Origin of the sequence: Shimia thalassica (assembly GCF_001458215.1) — a bacterium.
Taxonomy (GTDB): domain Bacteria; phylum Pseudomonadota; class Alphaproteobacteria; order Rhodobacterales; family Rhodobacteraceae; genus Shimia; species Shimia thalassica.
The window spans coordinates 1,601,692-1,619,980 of record NZ_CYTW01000001.1; the positions used below are offsets into that span (position 1 = coordinate 1,601,692).

16 protein-coding genes are annotated in these 18,289 nt (G+C 56.5%); 8 read left to right on the top strand and 8 right to left on the bottom strand.

What is annotated here, in order from left to right; all coding sequences use genetic code 11:
- Positions 1 to 23: 23 nt before the first annotated feature.
- A complete protein-coding gene (gene hppD, locus PH7735_RS07190; protein ID WP_058310583.1) occupies positions 24 to 1,121 on the top strand; it encodes a 4-hydroxyphenylpyruvate dioxygenase in 1,098 nt (365 codons plus the stop codon).
- Positions 1,122 to 1,200: 79 nt separating this feature from the next.
- On the opposite strand, the gene PH7735_RS07195 is transcribed toward hppD, so the two are convergent.
- Positions 1,201 to 2,052, bottom strand: coding sequence for a lysophospholipid acyltransferase family protein (locus PH7735_RS07195; RefSeq protein WP_058310584.1), 852 nt, complete (start codon positions 2,050 to 2,052; stop codon positions 1,201 to 1,203).
- A gap of 170 nt (positions 2,053 to 2,222) precedes the next feature.
- On the opposite strand from PH7735_RS07195, the gene PH7735_RS07200 reads away from it, so the two are divergent.
- A complete protein-coding gene (locus PH7735_RS07200; RefSeq protein WP_058310585.1) occupies positions 2,223 to 3,830 on the top strand; it encodes an arylsulfatase in 1,608 nt (535 codons plus the stop codon).
- Positions 3,831 to 3,910: 80 nt separating this feature from the next.
- Here PH7735_RS07200 and PH7735_RS21155 read toward each other — a convergent pair whose 3' ends face one another.
- Positions 3,911 to 6,286, bottom strand: coding sequence for a hypothetical protein (locus PH7735_RS21155; RefSeq protein ID WP_145865279.1), 2,376 nt, complete (start codon positions 6,284 to 6,286; stop codon positions 3,911 to 3,913).
- A 163-nt stretch (positions 6,287 to 6,449) separates the two neighbouring features.
- Here PH7735_RS21155 and PH7735_RS07210 point away from each other — a divergent pair, with 163 nt between their 5' ends.
- A complete protein-coding gene (locus PH7735_RS07210) occupies positions 6,450 to 7,133 on the top strand; it encodes an SIMPL domain-containing protein (RefSeq protein ID WP_058310587.1) in 684 nt (227 codons plus the stop codon).
- Between the two features lie 65 nt (positions 7,134 to 7,198).
- On the opposite strand, the gene PH7735_RS07215 is transcribed toward PH7735_RS07210, so the two are convergent.
- The 5 genes from PH7735_RS07215 to PH7735_RS07235 form a co-directional block, all read right to left on the bottom strand.
- Complete coding sequence (locus tag PH7735_RS07215; RefSeq protein WP_058310588.1) at positions 7,199 to 8,491, bottom strand: O-acetylhomoserine aminocarboxypropyltransferase/cysteine synthase family protein; 1,293 nt, start codon at positions 8,489 to 8,491, stop codon at positions 7,199 to 7,201.
- A 206-nt stretch (positions 8,492 to 8,697) separates the two neighbouring features.
- Positions 8,698 to 9,750, bottom strand: a complete 1,053-nt coding sequence (locus tag PH7735_RS07220) for an MBL fold metallo-hydrolase (protein WP_058310589.1) — start codon at positions 9,748 to 9,750, stop codon at positions 8,698 to 8,700.
- 149 nt (positions 9,751 to 9,899) lie between these two features.
- Complete coding sequence (locus tag PH7735_RS07225) at positions 9,900 to 10,328, bottom strand: glyoxalase superfamily protein (RefSeq protein WP_058310590.1); 429 nt, start codon at positions 10,326 to 10,328, stop codon at positions 9,900 to 9,902.
- Complete coding sequence (locus PH7735_RS07230) at positions 10,325 to 11,716, bottom strand: MATE family efflux transporter (protein WP_058310591.1); 1,392 nt, start codon at positions 11,714 to 11,716, stop codon at positions 10,325 to 10,327. The genes PH7735_RS07225 and PH7735_RS07230 overlap by 4 nt, the downstream gene beginning before the upstream one ends.
- Positions 11,717 to 11,956: 240 nt before the next feature.
- Positions 11,957 to 12,961 carry a GT-B fold glycosyltransferase domain-containing protein gene (locus tag PH7735_RS07235; RefSeq protein ID WP_058310592.1) on the bottom strand — a complete coding sequence of 335 codons (1,005 nt, stop codon included), beginning with the start codon at positions 12,959 to 12,961 and terminating at the stop codon, positions 11,957 to 11,959.
- A gap of 122 nt (positions 12,962 to 13,083) precedes the next feature.
- Here PH7735_RS07235 and PH7735_RS07240 point away from each other — a divergent pair, with 122 nt between their 5' ends.
- The gene (locus tag PH7735_RS07240; RefSeq protein ID WP_058310593.1) at positions 13,084 to 13,527 is read left to right on the top strand and encodes a hypothetical protein; all 444 of its coding nucleotides are present in this window, start codon (positions 13,084 to 13,086) and stop codon (positions 13,525 to 13,527) included.
- Here the strand turns inward: PH7735_RS07240 and PH7735_RS07245 are convergent.
- Positions 13,514 to 14,203, bottom strand: coding sequence for a TetR/AcrR family transcriptional regulator (locus PH7735_RS07245; RefSeq protein ID WP_058310594.1), 690 nt, complete (start codon positions 14,201 to 14,203; stop codon positions 13,514 to 13,516). The two genes, PH7735_RS07240 and PH7735_RS07245, sit on opposite strands and share 14 nt — an antisense overlap.
- A gap of 68 nt (positions 14,204 to 14,271) precedes the next feature.
- Here PH7735_RS07245 and PH7735_RS07250 point away from each other — a divergent pair, with 68 nt between their 5' ends.
- The 4 genes from PH7735_RS07250 to PH7735_RS07265 are packed head-to-tail and all read left to right on the top strand — an operon-like array spanning position 14,272 to position 18,177.
- On the top strand, positions 14,272 to 15,588 hold the full coding sequence (locus PH7735_RS07250) for a flavin-containing monooxygenase (RefSeq protein WP_233488278.1): 1,317 nt from the start codon (positions 14,272 to 14,274) through the stop codon (positions 15,586 to 15,588).
- Positions 15,585 to 16,487, top strand: coding sequence for a bile acid:sodium symporter family protein (locus PH7735_RS07255; protein ID WP_058310596.1), 903 nt, complete (start codon positions 15,585 to 15,587; stop codon positions 16,485 to 16,487). Before PH7735_RS07250 ends, PH7735_RS07255 begins: the two co-directional genes overlap by 4 nt.
- Positions 16,484 to 17,422 carry an SDR family oxidoreductase gene (locus tag PH7735_RS07260; protein ID WP_058310597.1) on the top strand — a complete coding sequence of 313 codons (939 nt, stop codon included), beginning with the start codon at positions 16,484 to 16,486 and terminating at the stop codon, positions 17,420 to 17,422. Before PH7735_RS07255 ends, PH7735_RS07260 begins: the two co-directional genes overlap by 4 nt.
- Positions 17,419 to 18,177 (top strand): SDR family NAD(P)-dependent oxidoreductase, encoded by a 759-nt coding sequence (locus PH7735_RS07265; protein ID WP_058310598.1) that lies wholly within the window; start codon positions 17,419 to 17,421, stop codon positions 18,175 to 18,177. Before PH7735_RS07260 ends, PH7735_RS07265 begins: the two co-directional genes overlap by 4 nt.
- Positions 18,178 to 18,289: the final 112 nt, after the last annotated feature.

Sequence of the window (18,289 nt, forward strand, 5' to 3'; positions counted from 1 at the left end):
TTCACAGTCCAAGGAGACGCGATATGGGTCCTTTCCCGCATGATGCCCCCAGAGCCGAAATTTCCGACTTTAACCCTGCCGGTACGGACGGATTTGAATTCGTTGAATTCGCACATCCCGAGCCTCAGGAACTGCGGGACCTGTTCGAAAAGATGGGGTTTGCCCATGTCGCCAATCACAAGACCAAAGCGGTCGAACTGTGGCAGCAGGGCGATGTCACCTACATTCTGAACAACGAGCCAAACAGCTTTGCCCTGAGGTTTGTGGAAGAGCACGGCCCCTGTGCCCCGTCGATGGGCTGGCGTGTGGTGGATGCGCAAAAGGCGTATGACTATGCCATCTCGAAAGGTGCCGAGGCCTATGATGCAGAGGATAAAACTCTGGATTGGCCCGCGATCAAGGGCATCGGCGGATCGCTGTTGTATTTCACGGATCAGTATTTTGACACGTCGCCCTATAACGATGAATTCGATTGGGTGATCACATCCAAGCCCAAAGGGGACGGGTTTTACTATCTGGATCACCTGACGCACAACGTTTTCAAAGGAAACATGGACAAGTGGTTCAAGTTTTACGGCGATCTGTTCAACTTCCGCGAAATCCGCTTCTTCGACATCGAAGGCAAGTTCACCGGCCTTCTGAGCCGTGCGTTGACATCGCCTTGTGGCAAGATCCGCATTCCGATCAACGAGGACCGCGGCGAAACCGGCCAGATTGTGGCCTATCTGAAAAAGTACAATGGCGAAGGCATTCAGCACATCGCGGTGGGCTCTGACGATATCTATGCCTCAACAGATAAAATTGCGGACAAAGGGCTCAAGTTCATGCCCGGTCCGAATGAAGCCTATTATGACTTGTCCTATGCACGTGTCGTTGATCATGACGAACCCAAAGATCGCATGATGAAACATGGTATCTTGATCGACGGCGAAGGTGTTGTGGATGGCGGCGAAACCAAAATCCTGCTGCAAATCTTCTCGAAAACAGTGATTGGCCCCATCTTCTTTGAGTTTATCCAGCGTAAAGGCGATGACGGGTTCGGCGAAGGTAACTTCAAGGCGCTGTTCGAATCCATTGAGCGTGAGCAGATCGAAAACGGAGAGTTGAGCGCCGCCGAATAAGGCGCACAAACCTACAGGGGAGGAGGCGCTGTCTGGCAGAAGACCGGGCGGCGCCCATCTGTTTTTGGGGCATTTCCCGTTAGTCGGGAACATACAATCCGGGCACCAAAGCCTCGGCCAGTTCCTTGAGGTCTTCAGCCTTGGCGCCGGGGGGCTGGGCAGGTCCGTAATAGACATCATACTTGCCACCCAGCTTTGCAAAAAGCTCGGACGCATAGCGCAAAGACCCGACTTTGGCTGCAAGGTCTTCGTTTCCACCACTGAAAAAACGGGCGAGCTTGCGTGTGCGGAAATAATGCCGCGAATTTCGCATGTCGGCTGATGCTGGCACGACAGGCGCGCCGCTGGCTTGGGATGTGCGGGTTGTGCCTTGTCGCCAAGGGGGTTCCACCAGCAATCCGTTTTCCATGTGTGGTACCCGACCAGAGCCAAAAATCAAAACCGCGCCACCTTCGGCCAGATGCGCCAAAATTCCCAACTGGGTGGCTCGTGCGCTAAGGGCGCGGTGATGTTTGTCCAGATCAACGGCGATGATTGCATCTGCCCCAAGGAACCTTTCAGCTTCGCGATTGGCAACAACCTTGAGATCCGGGCGATGTTGCAGCAACGGACCGGCATGGGCGATGAAATCAAAGGTGCCGATGGGGTGGGTCGCGGCAATAATCACGGGCCCCGTAGCAGGAATATTGTCGATTCCGTGCGCCGTGATCTGGGTGCCGCCATTTTGCGCCAGCAAGGTCTTGACCAGATCGCCACCCTTTTTGCTGTTGAGTTTAACCAGCATGGCCTCGGTCTCGCGCAAGGCAAAAAAGGACTGGTCCGTGAACACGCGGTTCAGCGTGTCAAATCCGTACATGGCATATTTGATGAGTTTGAGCTTGAGATGTGCGGAGTCATCAAGGCTGAGACGTGCGCGAAGTATCTCGTCCATCTCGCTGTTTTTATTCTTCTTTGCCAATCGGCGACACCTCAATTACGGGCAATCCCCAACCCCTATCACAGGTTGGTTCGTTCACGCAGATAAAAATATGTGGTGGTTTTGTACATTATCATTGATCGCAAAAGACGCCTGCCGGATCATGTCGCCCACGGGAGAGCGCCATGACACGAAAACCGAATGTCGTCCTGATACTGGCCGATGACCTTGGATTTGCCGATCTCGGGTGTACGGGATCAGAAATACAAACCCCCAACATTGATCAGCTGGCACGCGACGGTGTGCTTTTGACCTCGATGTACAATTGTGCACGGTGCTGTCCAACGCGGGCCTCTTTGTTGACGGGTCTTTATCCGCACAGTGCAGGGGTCGGGCATATGGGCGCCAATCTGGGAACGCCTGCCTATCAGGGCTTTTTGCGCAATGACAGCGCTACGATTGCCGAGCATCTGCGCCCTGCCGGGTATCGCACGTTGATGAGTGGTAAATGGCATGTCGCGGGGGATTTCATGGCCCGTGAAGTGGACAGCTGGCGGGTGGGGGATGTGGATCATCCGACACCGCGCCAGAGAGGTTTTGATCGCTTTTATGGGATTGTTGACGGCGTCACCCATTTCTTTAGCCCGCATTACATGCTGGAAGATGACAGCCGGGTTGATGTGTTTCCGGACGACTTCTATTTCACGGACGCGATCACGGACAAAGCCGTTGGCATGATCGAAGACAGTGTCGCGGACGAGATGCCGTTTTTCCTGTATCTTGCGCATACCGCGCCTCACTGGCCGCTTCATGCCCATCCTGAAGACATTGCGAAGTACGACGGGGTTTACGCCAAAGGGTGGGACGCCACGCGCACGGCCCGACATGAAACCATGAACGCCATGGGGCTGTTTCAGGAAAACTGGGAGATTTCTCCGCGAGATGATCAGGTGCATCCATGGGAGGCAGAAAAGAATACGGATTGGGAAGCCCGGAAAATGGCGACCTACGCAGCCATGGTGGACCGGATGGATCAATCGATTGGCACGTTGATTTCCGCTCTTAAGAGGCTGGACCAGTTCGATAATACGCTGCTCCTGTTTCTGTCGGACAACGGGGGCTGTGCCGAGTTCATGGCCGAAGACGGATGGGCCAAGTTCTTTCCGGACACCACACATGACGGGCGCCAGATAGAAATGGGCAACCGTCCTGATGTGATGCCGGGCAGCGCATTGACCTATCAAAGTTACGATAAACCATGGGCCAACGTGTCAAACGCCCCGTTCCGGTTGTTCAAACACTATGTCCACGAAGGCGGTATATCGACCCCGCTGGTGGCACACTGGCCCAAAGGCATAGCGCCGTCTGCCACTCGCCATACATCCTGCCATGTCGTGGACATCTTGCCGACAATCCTCGAGGTGACGGGTGCGACCTATCAATCAGAGGTGGGTGGGCATGGCATTCAACACTGCGAAGGAGAGAGCTTTCTCGGCTTGTTACAAAGCGGCGTTTGGGAGCGCGAGCAGCCGATCTTTTTTGAACATGAGGGCAACAGTGCCGTGCGCTATGGGCGGTACAAGTTGGTGCGCCAGCACGGGGCAGATTGGGAGCTTTATGACATGGAACGGGATCGTACCGAGCTGACCGATCTTGCGGGGCGTGGTGGTGCGGTCGAAGAGGCCCTGTTGAAACGTTATCAGGATTGGACGCAGAAAACGGGTGTTGAAGATTGGGAACGCCAGTTGCCGAAACTGTTAGAAGCGTGGGGCCTGACCAGTGTGGATGGATAGGGGCTTTGCCCCTCTGGGCGCCAATGGCGCCCATTCACCCCAGGATATTTTTTGCCAGAAGAAGGGATTGGCTCTTGGGATTATCCTTTGGGGAGTTTCAGAACCACGTTCTTGCCTGATTTGACATAGCGCAGTTCCGTTTCGCCAATGGCGGAGACCTTGCCGCCGTCAATGCGATCGCCAACTTTGACCTTTTTGTAGCGACCCGTGGAAAGACGGACGAGGGCGCGTCGGCTTGAAGACGTGCCGTAGACCCCGATCAGGTTTACTTTGCTCAGGTTGATGGCGTTTTTAATGGTTGCTTGACGGGCGACGGACGCTTTGGAGGGGATGGAAGGTTTGACCGTGGCCGAAACGGGAGACGCCACAACGGGGGCAGCTGCGGTCGCGCGGCTGGCCAGTTGTGCGATATTGGCGGGGCGCAGGCGCGGTTTAAGCGAGGTTTTCACAGCCAGTTTGGTGGGTGTGAGGTCCAGTTCTTCTTCGACCTTGAGAGAGGCCGGGCGTGCCTTGGGGCGTTTGTTGCCGAGTTCCGCAAGGGACAGGCCACCGTTCGCGACCCGCTCGCTGTTTTCGACAAGGTTGCCGGGGCGTGCTCGTGGCCGTTTGGCCGCCAGACGTTGGTTTTCCTGTGACAGGATGGCCTCTGCAAGGGCAGATCTGTCGGGGAAGCTTTGAGGCAGGACCGAGGGACGTCCGAGATACACAACAACGCCGTCCGGGGACAAGGCGCCTTCTGTGGTGGCAACAACGAGGCCACGGTCGTCGAGGTCAAACAACGTGCCTGCGGCAGGGGCAGACAATTGAGGGGACAGGGCCGCGTCGTGCACAAATTGTGAAGTGGCGGGCAGGGCCACAGCATCCAGACCGGAGATATCCGCATCAATCGACGCCACATAAAGATCATCGGTGGTATCGATCGCCGGGGTGGCGGATTGCAGTGGTGCACGTTCCCAAATGCCGGTGACGGCATAGCGCGCCTTGGCGTCTTGCTCGGACAGCTCTTTGGGTTGCACGGGCGGGGCAACCTCGGTTGGGGTGGTGGTTTCCGTTTCCAGAGCTTCAGGGCGCACATGGACGGTTTCAACAGGTTGTTTTTCCGCATGTCCTTCCGGGATCGTTACGATATCAGACAGGGGAATAGACGCGATCTTTTCGGTTGGCTCTGCTTGATCCTCGGGAAAGGGGGACGGCGCAACAATCACGATACGCTCTTCTTGTTCGTCTGCGCCTTTGAACAGGCCGGACACGCCCTCTTCGAGGAAAATCGAAGCCCAGGCTGCCACTGCTGCGAGAGCCACCAACAGGATCGCGGTCAGGATAAGACCAAGAAAACGCGGCTTTCCGGAGGTATTGGCCTCGCGCGCGGTAAGGGAAGCTGCTTTGGGTTTTGGGGCCGGTTTGTCTTTTGGCGGGGCGGTGTTTTTTGCTGCCTTCGATGGGGAGGACGATGCGACGTCATCCGCTTTTCTGCGGCTGAAGAAGGACGATCCGCTGTCTGATCCTTCGGCGCCGTCTTGGTCACTGGCCGGATCGTCATCGGTGATTTTGAAACCGGCCACCAGTTTGGCAGGATCAAAGCGTGGTTCGGTGTTTTCTGTGAAACTGCTTGCACCTCCAGCGGAGGGCAGGCTCGGGGTGTTGACCCCGAGAGTTTGCGCCGCTCCGAGAGAGGGGGCAGACTCGGAAGGTTCCGGCGCGCCGCGTTGTGCGCGTATGCTGCTGAAGGCGGCGGGCGGCGGGGTGTCTTCTGCTTCCTCGACTTTGGCGGCAGGCGCGGCGGGGGCGACCACAGGGTCGGCATCCGGTGCGTCGTCAGGTTTGGCAGGGCCTGGCGCGTCCTCGGCGGGCGCTGGTGTCTCGGGGGCTGGCGTGTCCGGCGCGGCAGGTGTCGGGGTCGGCAAGGGGCCGGAACCAACAATCTGGATCGGCTGGGCATCGGGATCAAGGGATGCCCCTTGCAACAGATCAGTGCTGGCCGTGCTCCGACCCAAAAAGGGTTCCGTCTTGAAGCCGGTCTCGGCGTCCGGAATTGCAACAAAACTAACAGGGTTGAAAGCGTGCTCGTTCGCAAAGCTTTCGGCCTCATCCATCGTTTCGCGCGCCACGGCGGCCACGAGGGTTTTTCGGCCATCTTTTTCAATGACAAAAGACAGGTCGTTGGCCGAGTAGGGCGTGCTGTCTTCCAGCGCCTCTACAGCTGCCGCCATGCGTTTGGTTTCGCTTTGCCGTCCAGTATCCAGAGACAGGAATTTGATCTGGTCGTTGGGCAACACCAGTTTGGTGCGGAACTCGGGACCATCCAGAGCGATCGCCATTTCGCGCAGATCGGCCAGTTCTGACGCAAGATCGTCAGCATCAAGGGCAACTTCGCCAAGAAGGTGCCAGCCGCCTTCAACGCGGCGCAGCAAGCTGATCCCTTCAAATGACAACGATAACGCGAAATTTGGTTTCATGTTGGGGCTTTAGCACTCGATAACATAGGAAAGAAGTATTTCATTCGTTGGGGAAGTTTAAGGCAGCTTATTGCCGAAAGAAAGGAAAACAGAACAGTCAACGCGCTTTGTCGCGATGACTTGGTTAGAGTACGGTGAAAACAGGTGTAATAAGGAGTGCAACATGCGAATTTTATTTGGTTTTTTGGTTATTGTTGGGATGTGCGGCGTTGCTGTGGCCGAACCCGGACGGATTGTTGTGTCGGGGCATGGGGCGGTGGAGGTTACGCCGGATATGGCCGTTCTGACTCTTGGTGTCAGCCATGAAGCCAAAGATGCGGGCGAAGCCGTCTCGGAAACCTCGGCCAAAGCAGGCGAAATTCTGAGCCGTCTTGATGCCTTGGGAATTGAAAAACGGGATGTACAGACCAGCAATCTGTCCCTGCATCCGGTCCAAAAACGCTATGATTCCGGCAACGACGCAAAAATCGATGCATTTCGCGCGACCAACACCGTGACCGTGCGGGTGCGGGACGTATCAAAGCTGGGAACGGTTCTGGCACGGGTTGTTCAGGACGGCGCCAATCAGTTTAACGGTCTGCACTTTGCGTTGCAGTCGCGGCGCCCATACGAGGATGATGCCCGTCGTGCGGCGGTTGCGGATGCCCGCGCCAAGGCCGAGCTTTATGCCACCGCGGCTGGTGTAACATTGGGTGACGTATTGGAAATCTCGGAAGGGGGCGGGCAGGGGCCGCGACCGATGCCGATGATGCGAGAGGCCATGATGGCGGATGCGTCTGTGCCAGTGGCGGCGGGAGAGCTGACCGTTCGCGCGCAGGTGACAATGGTGTTTACAGTGTCGCAATAACGCAAACTTGCAACAGAACATGTGATCGAGAAAGGCCGCGCCCATGGGACGCGGCCTTTGACTGTTTAGCTGTGCGCGGCTTTGAGCGCCTGATCGAGGTCTGCAATCAGATCTTCTGCATTCTCGGTACCAATCGAGATACGCACCACATTTGGTCCCGCGCCGGCCGCTTCCTGTTGCTCGGGCGAAAGCTGGCGGTGCGTGGTCGAGGCCGAGTGGATCACAAGGCTGCGCGTATCGCCAAGGTTTGCTACGTGGCTAAAGATTTCAAGGCTGTCGACGAATTTGACACAAGCGTCATATCCACCTTTGAGCGCGACGGTGAACAGACCGCCTGCGCCTTTGGGGCACACGGTTGCAACGCGCGATTTGTAAGGTGACGAGTCGAGACCGGCGTAGGTCACATAGTCGACATTGTCATGCCCTTCGAGCCAGGCAGAAATGGTTTCGGCGTTCTGAACATGACGTTCCATCCGCAACGAAAGTGTCTCGATCCCCATCAGCGTGTAATGCGCCGCCTGCGGGTTCATTGTCATGCCCAGATCACGCAGACCAATGGCAATGCCGTGGAACGTAAAGGCCAGCGGGCCAAAAGTTTCGGCAAAGGTCAGACCGTGATAGGCAGGCTCGGGCTGGGACAGGGACGGGAACTTGTCATTTGCGGTCCAGTCGAATTTGCCCGAGTCCACAACACAGCCACCGGTTACGGTGCCGTTGCCTGTCAGGTATTTTGTGGTCGAATGCACAACCAGTGTCGCGCCGAGTGCAATCGGGTTACACAGATATGGCGTGGCCGAGGTGTTATCCACGATCAGCGGAATGCCGGCTTTGTCTGAAATTGCCGCAATCGCGGGAATGTCGGTGATGTATCCGCCGGGGTTGGCAATGGATTCACAGAACACGGCGCGCGTGTTTTCGTCGATGGCTTCGGCCACGGCGGCCTCGTCATCAAAGTCCACAAACTTGGCCGACCAGCCAAAGCGTTTGATGGTTTGGCTGAATTGCGTGATGGTACCGCCATAAAGACGGGTCGAGGCCACAACGTTTGTCCCTGGTCCCATCAAGGGGAACAGCGCCATGATCTGGGCCGCATGACCCGAAGAACAGCAGACCGCGCCCGCGCCGCCTTCCAGTGTCGCGATGCGTTCTTGCAGAACGGCGACGGTTGGGTTTGTCAGGCGCGAATAGATATAGCCCACTTCTTGCAGGTTAAACAAAGCTGCCGCGTGTTCGGCATCGCGGAACACATAAGCGGTTGTTTGATAGATAGGTGTCTGGCGTGCGCCAGTGGCCGGATCAGGGCGCGCACCGGCGTGAATTTGCAATGTGTCAAAACCGTAGGTTGGGCCTTCGGACATGAGTATTCCTCCCGTTAAAAACTGTTGTGAAATGTTTAGGGGCTGTTTGGGCGGCGTGCAACGCGTATGGTTCCGAAAGAACTCTGTTCCTGTTTGAAGGCTCTTTCAGGGAAATCTCCCTGCCGTGGCGGACGAGGGTGGACCTTGTCCATGTTTCGGCGCAACGATCCTGCGCCGAAACCCTTTGCTTTGGTGAACCTGCCGGATTACTCGGCTGTCAGGCGCAGTTTGGCCAGATCAGCCCCCACAACGACGTTGCCCTCAAATCCACCTTCGCGGGCAGAGCCGACATAATCGTCTGCGGTCAGTGGCGCGGGTAGAGGGTAGGGGCCCTGACGCGGTGCGCCCAATGGCGGAATAAGGTGGGTATACATCAGGTTGTCGATACCTGCACGTGCGGCCAGTGATCCCAGATCTGTCGCGGTAGACTGGCGATAATAGATAGGTGGCGGAAAACCGGTTGTGCCCAGTGGCCCCATGACAGGGTGAATGACGGAATGCACAAGGATATCGGCATCTTTAGCCAACAGTTCCACCTGTGACGAGGTTGACGTGTCGCGCGGCGGTGCGGCGGCATCGTTGCCGGCATCCCCACCAATCACCACACTTCCCGCAGGCGTATCCACCCGGTACGAAGCATGCCCTGCGACGTGTCGGCTGGAAATCGCGGAAACGGTCACGTCACCCTTTTCCCACACGACGGCAGGGGCCTGAGAGGGGCCAAAGGTTGACACGTTCAACAGGTCAGCAGGGCCTCCGGGCAAACGTTTGGGGTTTTCGGCAAGACGTTGTGCCATTTCACCAGAGTGGATCAGGGCATCGCCGATATGCGCCGCAAACTTTTCACAACTCATGGTGTGTCCGGCCCCTGATTTGGCATCCTGATGACAGACAACATCGACCTTTGGACCGCCCGAGTTGAAATGCCAGCGCAACTGCATCAGATCTGCCAGACCTTCTGAGTGGTCAGAGTGGATGTGGGTGAAAAACACCGCCGTGACCTTGCCGGCAGGTACGCCGATTTTGGAAAGCTGCTGTGTGGTGCCGCGCCCCGTATCAAACTGTAACAGGACATCGCGGCATTTGTTTTCTTGGGTTCCATAGGTGACCAAGGTGCCTGATCCAGCTTGGCCTTGGAACACTGGCGGCCCGCCTTGGGTGCCGGTCAACGTGACCTCAAGGCATGACTCTGCGGATGCCACTGTACCCAGCCCCATAAGTGCGGTGGTTGCGGCGATAATCGTAAATTTCGGCAACATGATTTATTCTCCCCCTTTTTATAACATTTATACAAAATGTCGTTTTTTTGACGTTCGGTCAATGCCACGGACTTTTTGGGGGGGCATGAGGCGGGTATTTCAGACCGTCAGACGTGGAAACACCCTCCCGAAACGAGAGGGGGTTTGGGCTAGAAGTCGAGTTGCAGTTGGGGGTGCCCGTCACTTGTGTGTTCGGCGGAATGACCTTTGGGGCCAACAGTGCCGCGAATACGCGACCGGTGGTTTGAAAAACTGTCAAAGGCGACCACATCAATGGCTTCGTCCAGATCCAAACCGACCCGCACCCAACCCGGCCGGACAAGCGCAACATCAACCACCGTCGCGCGAAAGGGTTGGGACAGATACTTGCCCGTGACCCTGTCGCCCGGTGCCCAGCTTGGGGCAGGGGCGGCAGCGATGGCGGCGGACATGGCATTCCAGTCGCGAAAGCCATAGCGATGGGCGATCAACTCAAGCGACTTTGCATGACCAATCTTCTGTCCTTTGGCGGTCATCTTGGCACGCAGCCGTTTGGCCTGGTCTTTGGCGCCTTGGGCTGTTGGAAACGGGGGGTTCATTGTGCGACCTCCGTCTCGGGATGGAAGATACCCCACCTCTTGTCTGAGGTCTGGGCCAGTTTCCAAAGCACCAATCCAGTCAAACCCAGCAGCATCACCTCTGCTATGGGTCCCGCATACCAGATGCCGATTTCACCAAACACAAGCGGCAAGGCAAAGGTCAGCGGAATGGCAAACGCATAGGTTTTGGTTAGCCCCAATATCGCGGCATTAGCGGCCGACCCTATGGCCTGAAAATATGAGGCGATCATCATCAGCGGCCCCATAAGAAAGAAGACACAAGTCATGATCGGGAGAACGCGCACCACTTCTGACACAACAGCGGGATAATTCACAAAGGCAAGCGCGATTTCGGCAGGGAACGACATCACGATAATCTGCACCCCCAAACAATAGATCGTGGCGACCCAAAGAGCGACGCGCAAACTGGCGTCGGATCGTTGCCAGAGCTGTGCTCCGAAATTGTTGCCCGTGATTGTCTGCATCGCAAAGGACAGCCCCAACAAAGGCAGGAAAGCAAAGGTGATCACCCGTGTGATGATGCCATAGGCCGACACTGTGCTGGGATAGTTTGGACTACCAACCCATTGTAACGACGAAATAATGGCAGCAGAGCCCAGAGCAACGCCAATGAAGTTCAAACTTTGCGGCGCCCCGAGGACAAGCATCTGTTTCCAGTATCGGCCAAGCGAAAACCGGATCAACGAAGACAGGCGCAACGGGGTTGTCGCAAACAGGCGAAACGTCAGAATGATCGCAAAAGCGAGCGCCTGAGCCGCCGCCGTGCCGTAGGCTGATCCAGCCACGCCCCAATCAAATACCGCGATCAGAAGATAGTTGAACCCGATGTTGGCGATGGACACAAAGAGGCTCATACCGGCCATGAACCCCACGCGGCCTTCGTTGCGAAGCGCATCTGAATTCACCGACAACACAAACAACAGCGGGGAAAAGAAAACGGTGATCCGAAGATAGACCAATCCCATTTCTGCCAAGGTGTCAGACCCACCAGCCACGAGAAGCGCCATCGGTTGCCCGAGGAAGAAAAACACAAGGATCAGCCCTGCACCAAGCGAGAGCGCCAGACCATGCGCTCCGGCAAAGACAGCCCGCGCATTGTGCAAGTCGTCTGCCCCGAGAAACCGTGCAAGAACACTGGACATTCCGTTTGAAACCAGCGTCGAAAGCGCGACAATCAGCATATAGATCGGAAACATCAAAGTAACCGCAGCCAGCGCATCGGGGCCAACAAAGATGCCCAGAAACAGCGCATCCGCCACGGACAGAAGTCCATTCATCGCCATTACGAAAATGATCGGCAATGCAGTTTTGACATAAATGGCGCCAAGTGGGCCATGTGTGAAAGAATTTGTGCGAGAGTCAGACATGTCTCGTATCCCTTTATCAGCATCGCGCAGAAAAAGATGGGACCCGCATTACCATCCGCGCGACATGCGGAAAGAGCATTAGAGATGTCTTCTATAGAACTTTACCAAGACTAACGTCAGCGGGAGGCAGGCGTCTATAGCCTGCGCCTCACCTAATGGGAACATGTTTGGCCGTCAAGACCTTTGTTAAACGCAGTCGAAACGGAACGGAGTGGTCTCTGGATCGCTTCGGGCGGGACCTTAACGCAGCCAGAATCCGTTGCGTTTGATGGTATTCCGGATGGCTTGCTCTTTGCGGGGCAGGTGATCCTGGTCAAACAGGTCACGGACTTTCTGACCGCGCCCCTGATAGATCATGCGCTTCATCGCATCGTGCTGTTTGAGCACCTTCTTCACCTTGTTGGGGGCTGAAACCTCTTCAAGGACCTCAACCACCTTGTCGCTTTCACGCGCATAAAGAAGTGGAAGCAGGCGATAGTGGCAGGTGACATCCCCGTCCAGATACCCATCTGGCAAGGCATCGCGTCCGCCACCAAAGGAATGGATCACAAGTGGCAATGCGATCTGGTCAAGCCACGGATGCAGTGGTTGGCACACCAGCGCCTCGGGGGCGTCATCCCGTATGGCGGTTGCAAATTGCGTAAACCGATCCCCGAACAGTTTCGGGCATTTGTAATAAAAGAAACCGGCGTTGAAATAGAGATACCTGCGCCAGTATTCGTCAGGTTGCGATAGATCGAGCGAGCTTTCGAAATCCAGATCGAACTTGTCGTAAAGCGATTTCCAGGTCTCGGTATATCCGGGGCCATAAAGCTCGAGCGTGGGCCAGGTGCCCTCAACCCGTTTCGACGCACTGGGGCGTTCAAAATCAAACGGCACCGACATGAGATCGCCGGTCACAAGCGTATCGGTGTCGAAAAACACAAATGGTTCGCCTTCGGGCAGGACCGACAGGGCTTCGATCTTGTTGCCATAGGCATAGGTGTGGCCAAAGTGGGTAGAGTGGAACGGAACAATCTCTGCACCAAAGTTTTCAAGAAACGTCCGGACCGAGTCTTGATGGATGCGCGGGTCTTGTGGCCAAAGAGGTCCCGGTTGTGGTTCTGCAATGATGATACGGCCGTCAAAATCAGGAGACATCGCCCGTAACGATGCAACAAACAGAACCGCTTCGTATTGAAGACGTCCTGCCTGACCCACAATCAAAATATTGAACGACTGCTGTTTTGACGCTGTTCTTGCCATCTTTTTCAATACCCTGCACCATACCTCAATAGAACTATACGCCGGAGATCCTGTGCAGAACAGTGGGGAGTTCCATGATTTTCACACTCTGGCGGGCACATTTTTGCAAAAGGAGATGAGAGATGAAAAAAATTGCGCAATTGGCAGCCGTCCTGACGGTGCTTGGCGTCTCTCACGGGGTGGCAGAGCAGGAATTTGTGGCTGAAGATCAAACCCCGACCGGCAAGTTTCTAACTGCGACTGAAGTGCGGCCCATCCTTGGGGCGACCAAAGGCAACTGGATCGCGGTTCGGGAATACAATGGTCAGGATCTTTTGTATTTTACGCATCTGCTGGCGTGGCGGTGTGGGCTGCACCAAATTCGTTTTGCCGTAAATGGTGCGGAGCACGAGGTGTTTCCCATGGCGCCCTGCAATCCGGACACCCCAAACGCAATTCCAAACGATGCCACGATCTATTTACAGTATCCGTTGACCTCGATCGAGACGATCGAGGTCGAGGTGTTGTATGACGATATGCAAACCCAAATGCAAACCTTCGCGCGCAAGAACGTTATGACCCCTTAGGAGACGTCGCGGGCGTAGATGTCGCGCAGGCCTCGATCCCTGCGGCACAAAACGCCACAAGTTCGTCAAGGTGGCTGGCGGCGTCGGGGCGTGGATCCCCAAGGGCGTTTACCCGCCAGCGGGATGTGACAAGTGCCAGCATTGCAGACACGGAATAGACAAATCCGGCGGCAATGACCTGTCGCGGCGTGTCGGGATAAAGTGCGCAAATCGCGTCAATAAACCGGTTGGCCGTCGGGTCGAAACACCGCTCGGCAAGAGGGCGCCAATGCGGATCTGCGGACACAATCGCAACCAGCCGCGCATAGGCGAGCCATTGGGGGCCGCCGGTTTCCGCCTTGTAGAGATAGGGTTCGAAAAAGCTTTCCAGAATATCAGGCAGTGCAAGTTTTCCGTGTTCGTGGCGTGACGCAAGCGCGCTCAGACGTCCGGCGGCCAATTCATCCGCGCGCCGCGTCACGATGCGGGCAAAGAGGTCTTCTTTGGGGCCGGTATGATGCGTCACGAGCCCCACCTGAACACCCGCTTCTTTGGCAATGTCGCGCACCGAAGCCCCTTCGAATCCCCGTTCTGCAAACAGCCGCTCAGCCGCATCCAGAATCCGTGCTTTGGTCTCCAAAGATCGCTTGGATGGCGCCCTTTGCCTTTGTTTTTCTTCTGTAAAATCTGTTTTCATGAATACATCTTGCCTTATTTTGTACGAATGTTCAATATAAGAAAAATTCTGCTCGGGGAGGGAGCATTTTGGAAACACGTGATCGTTACGCCCTTATTGGGGCGGGCCCGATGGGGCTGGCTGCAGCCAAGGTCCTAAAGGAACAAGGCATTCCATTTCGGGGGTTTGAACTGCATTCCGATGTCGGGGGGCTTTGGGATATCGATGCGCCGCAGTCGACAATGTACGAATCCGCGCATTTGATTTCGTCCAAACGCATGACGGAATTCGCGGATTTCCCAATGGCGGATGACGTGGCGGAATATCCGTCCCATCGTGAGCTGACTGGATATTTCCGAAGCTTTGCCGATCATTTCGGTCTGAAGCCGCACTACAACTTCAACGCAGAAGTGACCCGTATCGAACCCTTGGGCGACAATGGTGAGGGGTGGCGTTTGTGCTGGAGCGACCCTGACGGTGCGCATGAGGCCGTCTTCAAAGGTGTTCTCATTGCCAATGGCACGTTGTCCGAGCCGAACATGCCCAGCTTCAAAGGCACATTTGAGGGCGAGTTGATCCATGCAAGCCAATACCGCAGCGCCAGCCAGTTTGACGGCAAGCGCGTGCTTGTGGTCGGGGCAGGGAATTCCGGCTGCGACATCGCGGTGGATTCCATCCACCATGCCGTCAAAACCGACCTTTCAATGCGTCGGGGATATTACTTTGTGCCAAAATACGTGTTTGGCAAACCGGCGGACACAATGGGCGGGGCGATCAAGCTGCCCATGTGGCTCAAACGTCCGATGGATAGCCTGATCCTCAAGTGGTTTGTGGGTGATCCCCAGAAGTACGGGTTTCCCAAACCGGACTACAAACTCTACGAAAGCCACCCTGTGGTGAACTCGCTTGTGCTGTATCATGCAGGGCACGGCGATCTGACGGTGCAACCCGACATTGACCGGTTCGAAGGCAAGACGGTTGTGTTCAAGGACGGCTCGCAAGTCGACTATGACATGGTTCTGGCCGCGACGGGTTACAAGCTTCACTATCCCTTCATCGAAAAGGATTTGCTGAACTGGCAAGAGGATGCGCCGCATCTGTACCTCAACGCTTTTCACCCCGAACGGGATGATCTGTTTGTTCTGGGCATGGTCGAAGCCACGGGTCTTGGCTGGCAGGGGCGGCACGAACAGGCCGAAATGGTGGCGCGGTATATCAAGGGGCTGGCCGAGGGGAATGCGGCCGCCAAAGAGTTGCAAACCGAAAAGGCAGCAGGGTTTGAGCGCGCGACAGGGGGCATGAACTATCTTAAGCTCGCTCGTATGGCCTATTACGTGGACAAGGCCACATACCGCGGCGCGGTTACCAAATGGATTGACCGCCTCGCCAAAGGAGTGCGCCCATGAGCCCGGTCGATGACGTAGTACTGAATTTTAGCCCCGGTTCGCTGAACCTTCTGAATGCCATCCTTGCGGTGGTGATGTTCTCGATAGCGATCGACCTCAAACCAGAAGACTTTTCCAGACTGGCCCGCGCGCCCAAGGCGCTTGTCACGGGGTTGGTGTCACAGTTCGTTTTGTTGCCGGTTCTTACGTTTGGGCTGGTTCTGTTGGTCCAGCCGCAGGCATCGATTGCCCTGGGTCTGATCCTTGTGGCGGCTTGTCCGGGGGGCAATATCTCGAACTTCATAACGCACAGGGCGGGGGGCAATGCCGCGCTTTCGGTCAGTCTGACAGCCTTTTCAACGGTCGGGGCGATCTTTCTGACGCCCATCAACATTGCCTTTTGGGGCAGCATGTACGCCCCCACGCGTGAAATTCTCAAGGCAACCTCTGTCGATCCCGTCGCGGTGGCGATCACGGTTGGCATTATGTTGGTGTTGCCGCTTGTGCTGGGCATCACGCTGAATGTGAAACGCCCTGACATCACCGCAAAGCTGCGCGGGCCCTTGCAATGGGTATCGATGGGGATATTCGTGGCCTTTGTGCTGCTCGCGATTGCAGCAAACTGGACCTATTTTCTGGCCTATGCCGGCATGGTGGCGGGGTTGGTCTTGATCCACAATGCTGTTGCATTGGCGGGCGGGTTTGGATTTGCAACGCTGATGGGACTGTCCCAGTTTGATCGCCGCGCCATCACCATCGAAACCGGGATACAGAATTCCGGTCTTGGGCTGGTGCTGATCTTTGCGTTTTTCCACGGGCTTGGCGGCATGGCCGTCGTTGCAGCATTCTGGGGCATCTGGCACATCCTGTCTGGAATTGTGCTGGCCTCATTGATGAACCGAACCGAGGCCACACGATGACACGTATCTTGATAACCGGCGCGGCCGGAATGATTGGTCGCGCACTGCTTGAAGAGCTAGAGGGGACGGCGCATGACGTGATTGCCACCGATCTTCATGAGCCGCCAAACCTGCCGGAGAACGCACGCTTTTGCCGGATGGATGTCACCACAAACGACCCTGCACAAGTGATCGCGAACATCCGGCCCGAGGTGATCGTGCATCTGGCCTCGATTGTAACCCCGCCCAAAGGGTCAAATCGCGAGCTGGAGTATGCCGTAGATGTAGGAGGCACCGAAAAAGTGCTGGCTGCGGCACTGTCTGTGGGGGCAAGACGTCTTGTCGTGACCTCCTCTGGCGCTGCCTACGGGTATTATGCCGACAACGCCGTTCCCTTGGAGGAAACAGACCCGATCCGTGGAAACGAAGCCTTTCCCTATAGTCATCACAAACGGTTGGTCGAGGAGATGCTGTCTGACGCACGTGAACAGGCACCGCAGCTTGAGCAGGTGGTCTTGCGTGTGGGCACGGTTCTGGGCGAGGGCACGGAAAACCAGATCACGGCCCTGTTTCACAAGCCGCGTCTGACGGCTGTGCACGGCAGCGAAAGCCCTTTTGTATTCATCTGGACCCGTGATCTGGCGCGCATCCTTCGACGGGCCGCCACAGATGGACCTGCGGGCATTTTCAATGTGGCTGGCGACGGTGCACTTGGGGTGAGCGACCTTGCCGATGCGATGGGCAAACCGGTGGTGCGCTTGCCAGCTTGGGCGCTCAGAACGGCGCTGGCGGTCGCAAAGCCATTGGGCCTCACGCGCTATGGCCCTGAACAGGTGAGGTTCCTGCAACATCGCCCTGTGCTGTCCAACACGGCGCTCAAGCACAGCTTTGGCTATGTGCCGGAAAAGACCAGTGCAGAGGTGTTCGACCTTTGGCGCAAAGGAGCAGGCCTGTGAAGACGGCGGTTATCTCTGGCGGAAACGGCGGGTTGGGGCGGGCGCTCTCGGCGCAGTTGCAGGCACGCGGATGGCGCACGGTTCTTTTGGATCTTGATGTGTCAGGTTTGGAAAAGACAGACATCCAGATACCTGTCGCATGTGACCTGACCGAAGCAGAGCAGCTGTCCAGCGCCACCGCGCATGTTCTGGACGCCTGCGCCTCGGTTGACTTGGTGATCTATGCGGCGGGCATCACGCAAATCGGGGCGTTCGAAGACCTGGACGAGACGACGCTGCGCAAACTGTTTGAGATCAACTTTTTTGCGGCGGTCAATCTTGCCAAGGCTTTCCTTGCGCCGGTCAGACAATCAAAAGGCACGCATCTTGCCTTGTCTTCTGTCGCAGGGTTTTCCCCGCTTTATCATCGCACGGCCTATGCGGCCTCGAAACACGCGATGGAGGGGTTCTTTGCAAGCCTGCGTTCGGAAGAGGCCCGATATGGCGTAACAACCCAGATCGCAGCGCCGTCTTTTGTGGCCACAAACATCGGCAACGAAGACCGCCAGTCAGACGGCACAACGCGCCCCGGTTCTGCGAAAGACGGCATTGACGTTATGACGCCCGAGGCCGCAGCGGAAGTCATCTTGCGCGGTGTTGGCAAGGGGAAAGACTTTATTCCCGTGGGGCGGATCGCGCGGCTCAGCTATCTTATCAATCGCCTTAGCCCGAGCCTGTTCCAGCGCATCATGGTGCGCAACATCAAGGGACATTGATCGCTAACAAGGTGCCGTAGGTCATCATGCCTGCGTCGCCGATTGGCGTGTTCCGATCCAAGACTCTGAAGCACGATACCGGCGTCAACGGATATGATCCGCCCCGGGGGCG

What these genes read in the sequence shown, in the direction of transcription:
- hppD (WP_058310583.1), top strand. Translation starts at nt 24, where the DNA reads ATGGGTCCTTTCCCGCATGATGCCCCCAGAGCCGAAATTTCCGACTTT.
- PH7735_RS07195 (WP_058310584.1), bottom strand. Translation starts at nt 2,052, where the DNA reads ATGGACGAGATACTTCGCGCACGTCTCAGCCTTGATGACTCCGCACAT.
- PH7735_RS07200 (WP_058310585.1), top strand. Translation starts at nt 2,223, where the DNA reads ATGACACGAAAACCGAATGTCGTCCTGATACTGGCCGATGACCTTGGA.
- PH7735_RS21155 (WP_145865279.1), bottom strand. Translation starts at nt 6,286, where the DNA reads ATGAAACCAAATTTCGCGTTATCGTTGTCATTTGAAGGGATCAGCTTG.
- PH7735_RS07210 (WP_058310587.1), top strand. Translation starts at nt 6,450, where the DNA reads ATGCGAATTTTATTTGGTTTTTTGGTTATTGTTGGGATGTGCGGCGTT.
- PH7735_RS07215 (WP_058310588.1), bottom strand. Translation starts at nt 8,491, where the DNA reads ATGTCCGAAGGCCCAACCTACGGTTTTGACACATTGCAAATTCACGCC.
- PH7735_RS07220 (WP_058310589.1), bottom strand. Translation starts at nt 9,750, where the DNA reads ATGTTGCCGAAATTTACGATTATCGCCGCAACCACCGCACTTATGGGG.
- PH7735_RS07225 (WP_058310590.1), bottom strand. Translation starts at nt 10,328, where the DNA reads ATGAACCCCCCGTTTCCAACAGCCCAAGGCGCCAAAGACCAGGCCAAA.
- PH7735_RS07230 (WP_058310591.1), bottom strand. Translation starts at nt 11,716, where the DNA reads ATGTCTGACTCTCGCACAAATTCTTTCACACATGGCCCACTTGGCGCC.
- PH7735_RS07235 (WP_058310592.1), bottom strand. Translation starts at nt 12,961, where the DNA reads ATGGCAAGAACAGCGTCAAAACAGCAGTCGTTCAATATTTTGATTGTG.
- PH7735_RS07240 (WP_058310593.1), top strand. Translation starts at nt 13,084, where the DNA reads ATGAAAAAAATTGCGCAATTGGCAGCCGTCCTGACGGTGCTTGGCGTC.
- PH7735_RS07245 (WP_058310594.1), bottom strand. Translation starts at nt 14,203, where the DNA reads ATGAAAACAGATTTTACAGAAGAAAAACAAAGGCAAAGGGCGCCATCC.
- PH7735_RS07255 (WP_058310596.1), top strand. Translation starts at nt 15,585, where the DNA reads ATGAGCCCGGTCGATGACGTAGTACTGAATTTTAGCCCCGGTTCGCTG.
- PH7735_RS07260 (WP_058310597.1), top strand. Translation starts at nt 16,484, where the DNA reads ATGACACGTATCTTGATAACCGGCGCGGCCGGAATGATTGGTCGCGCA.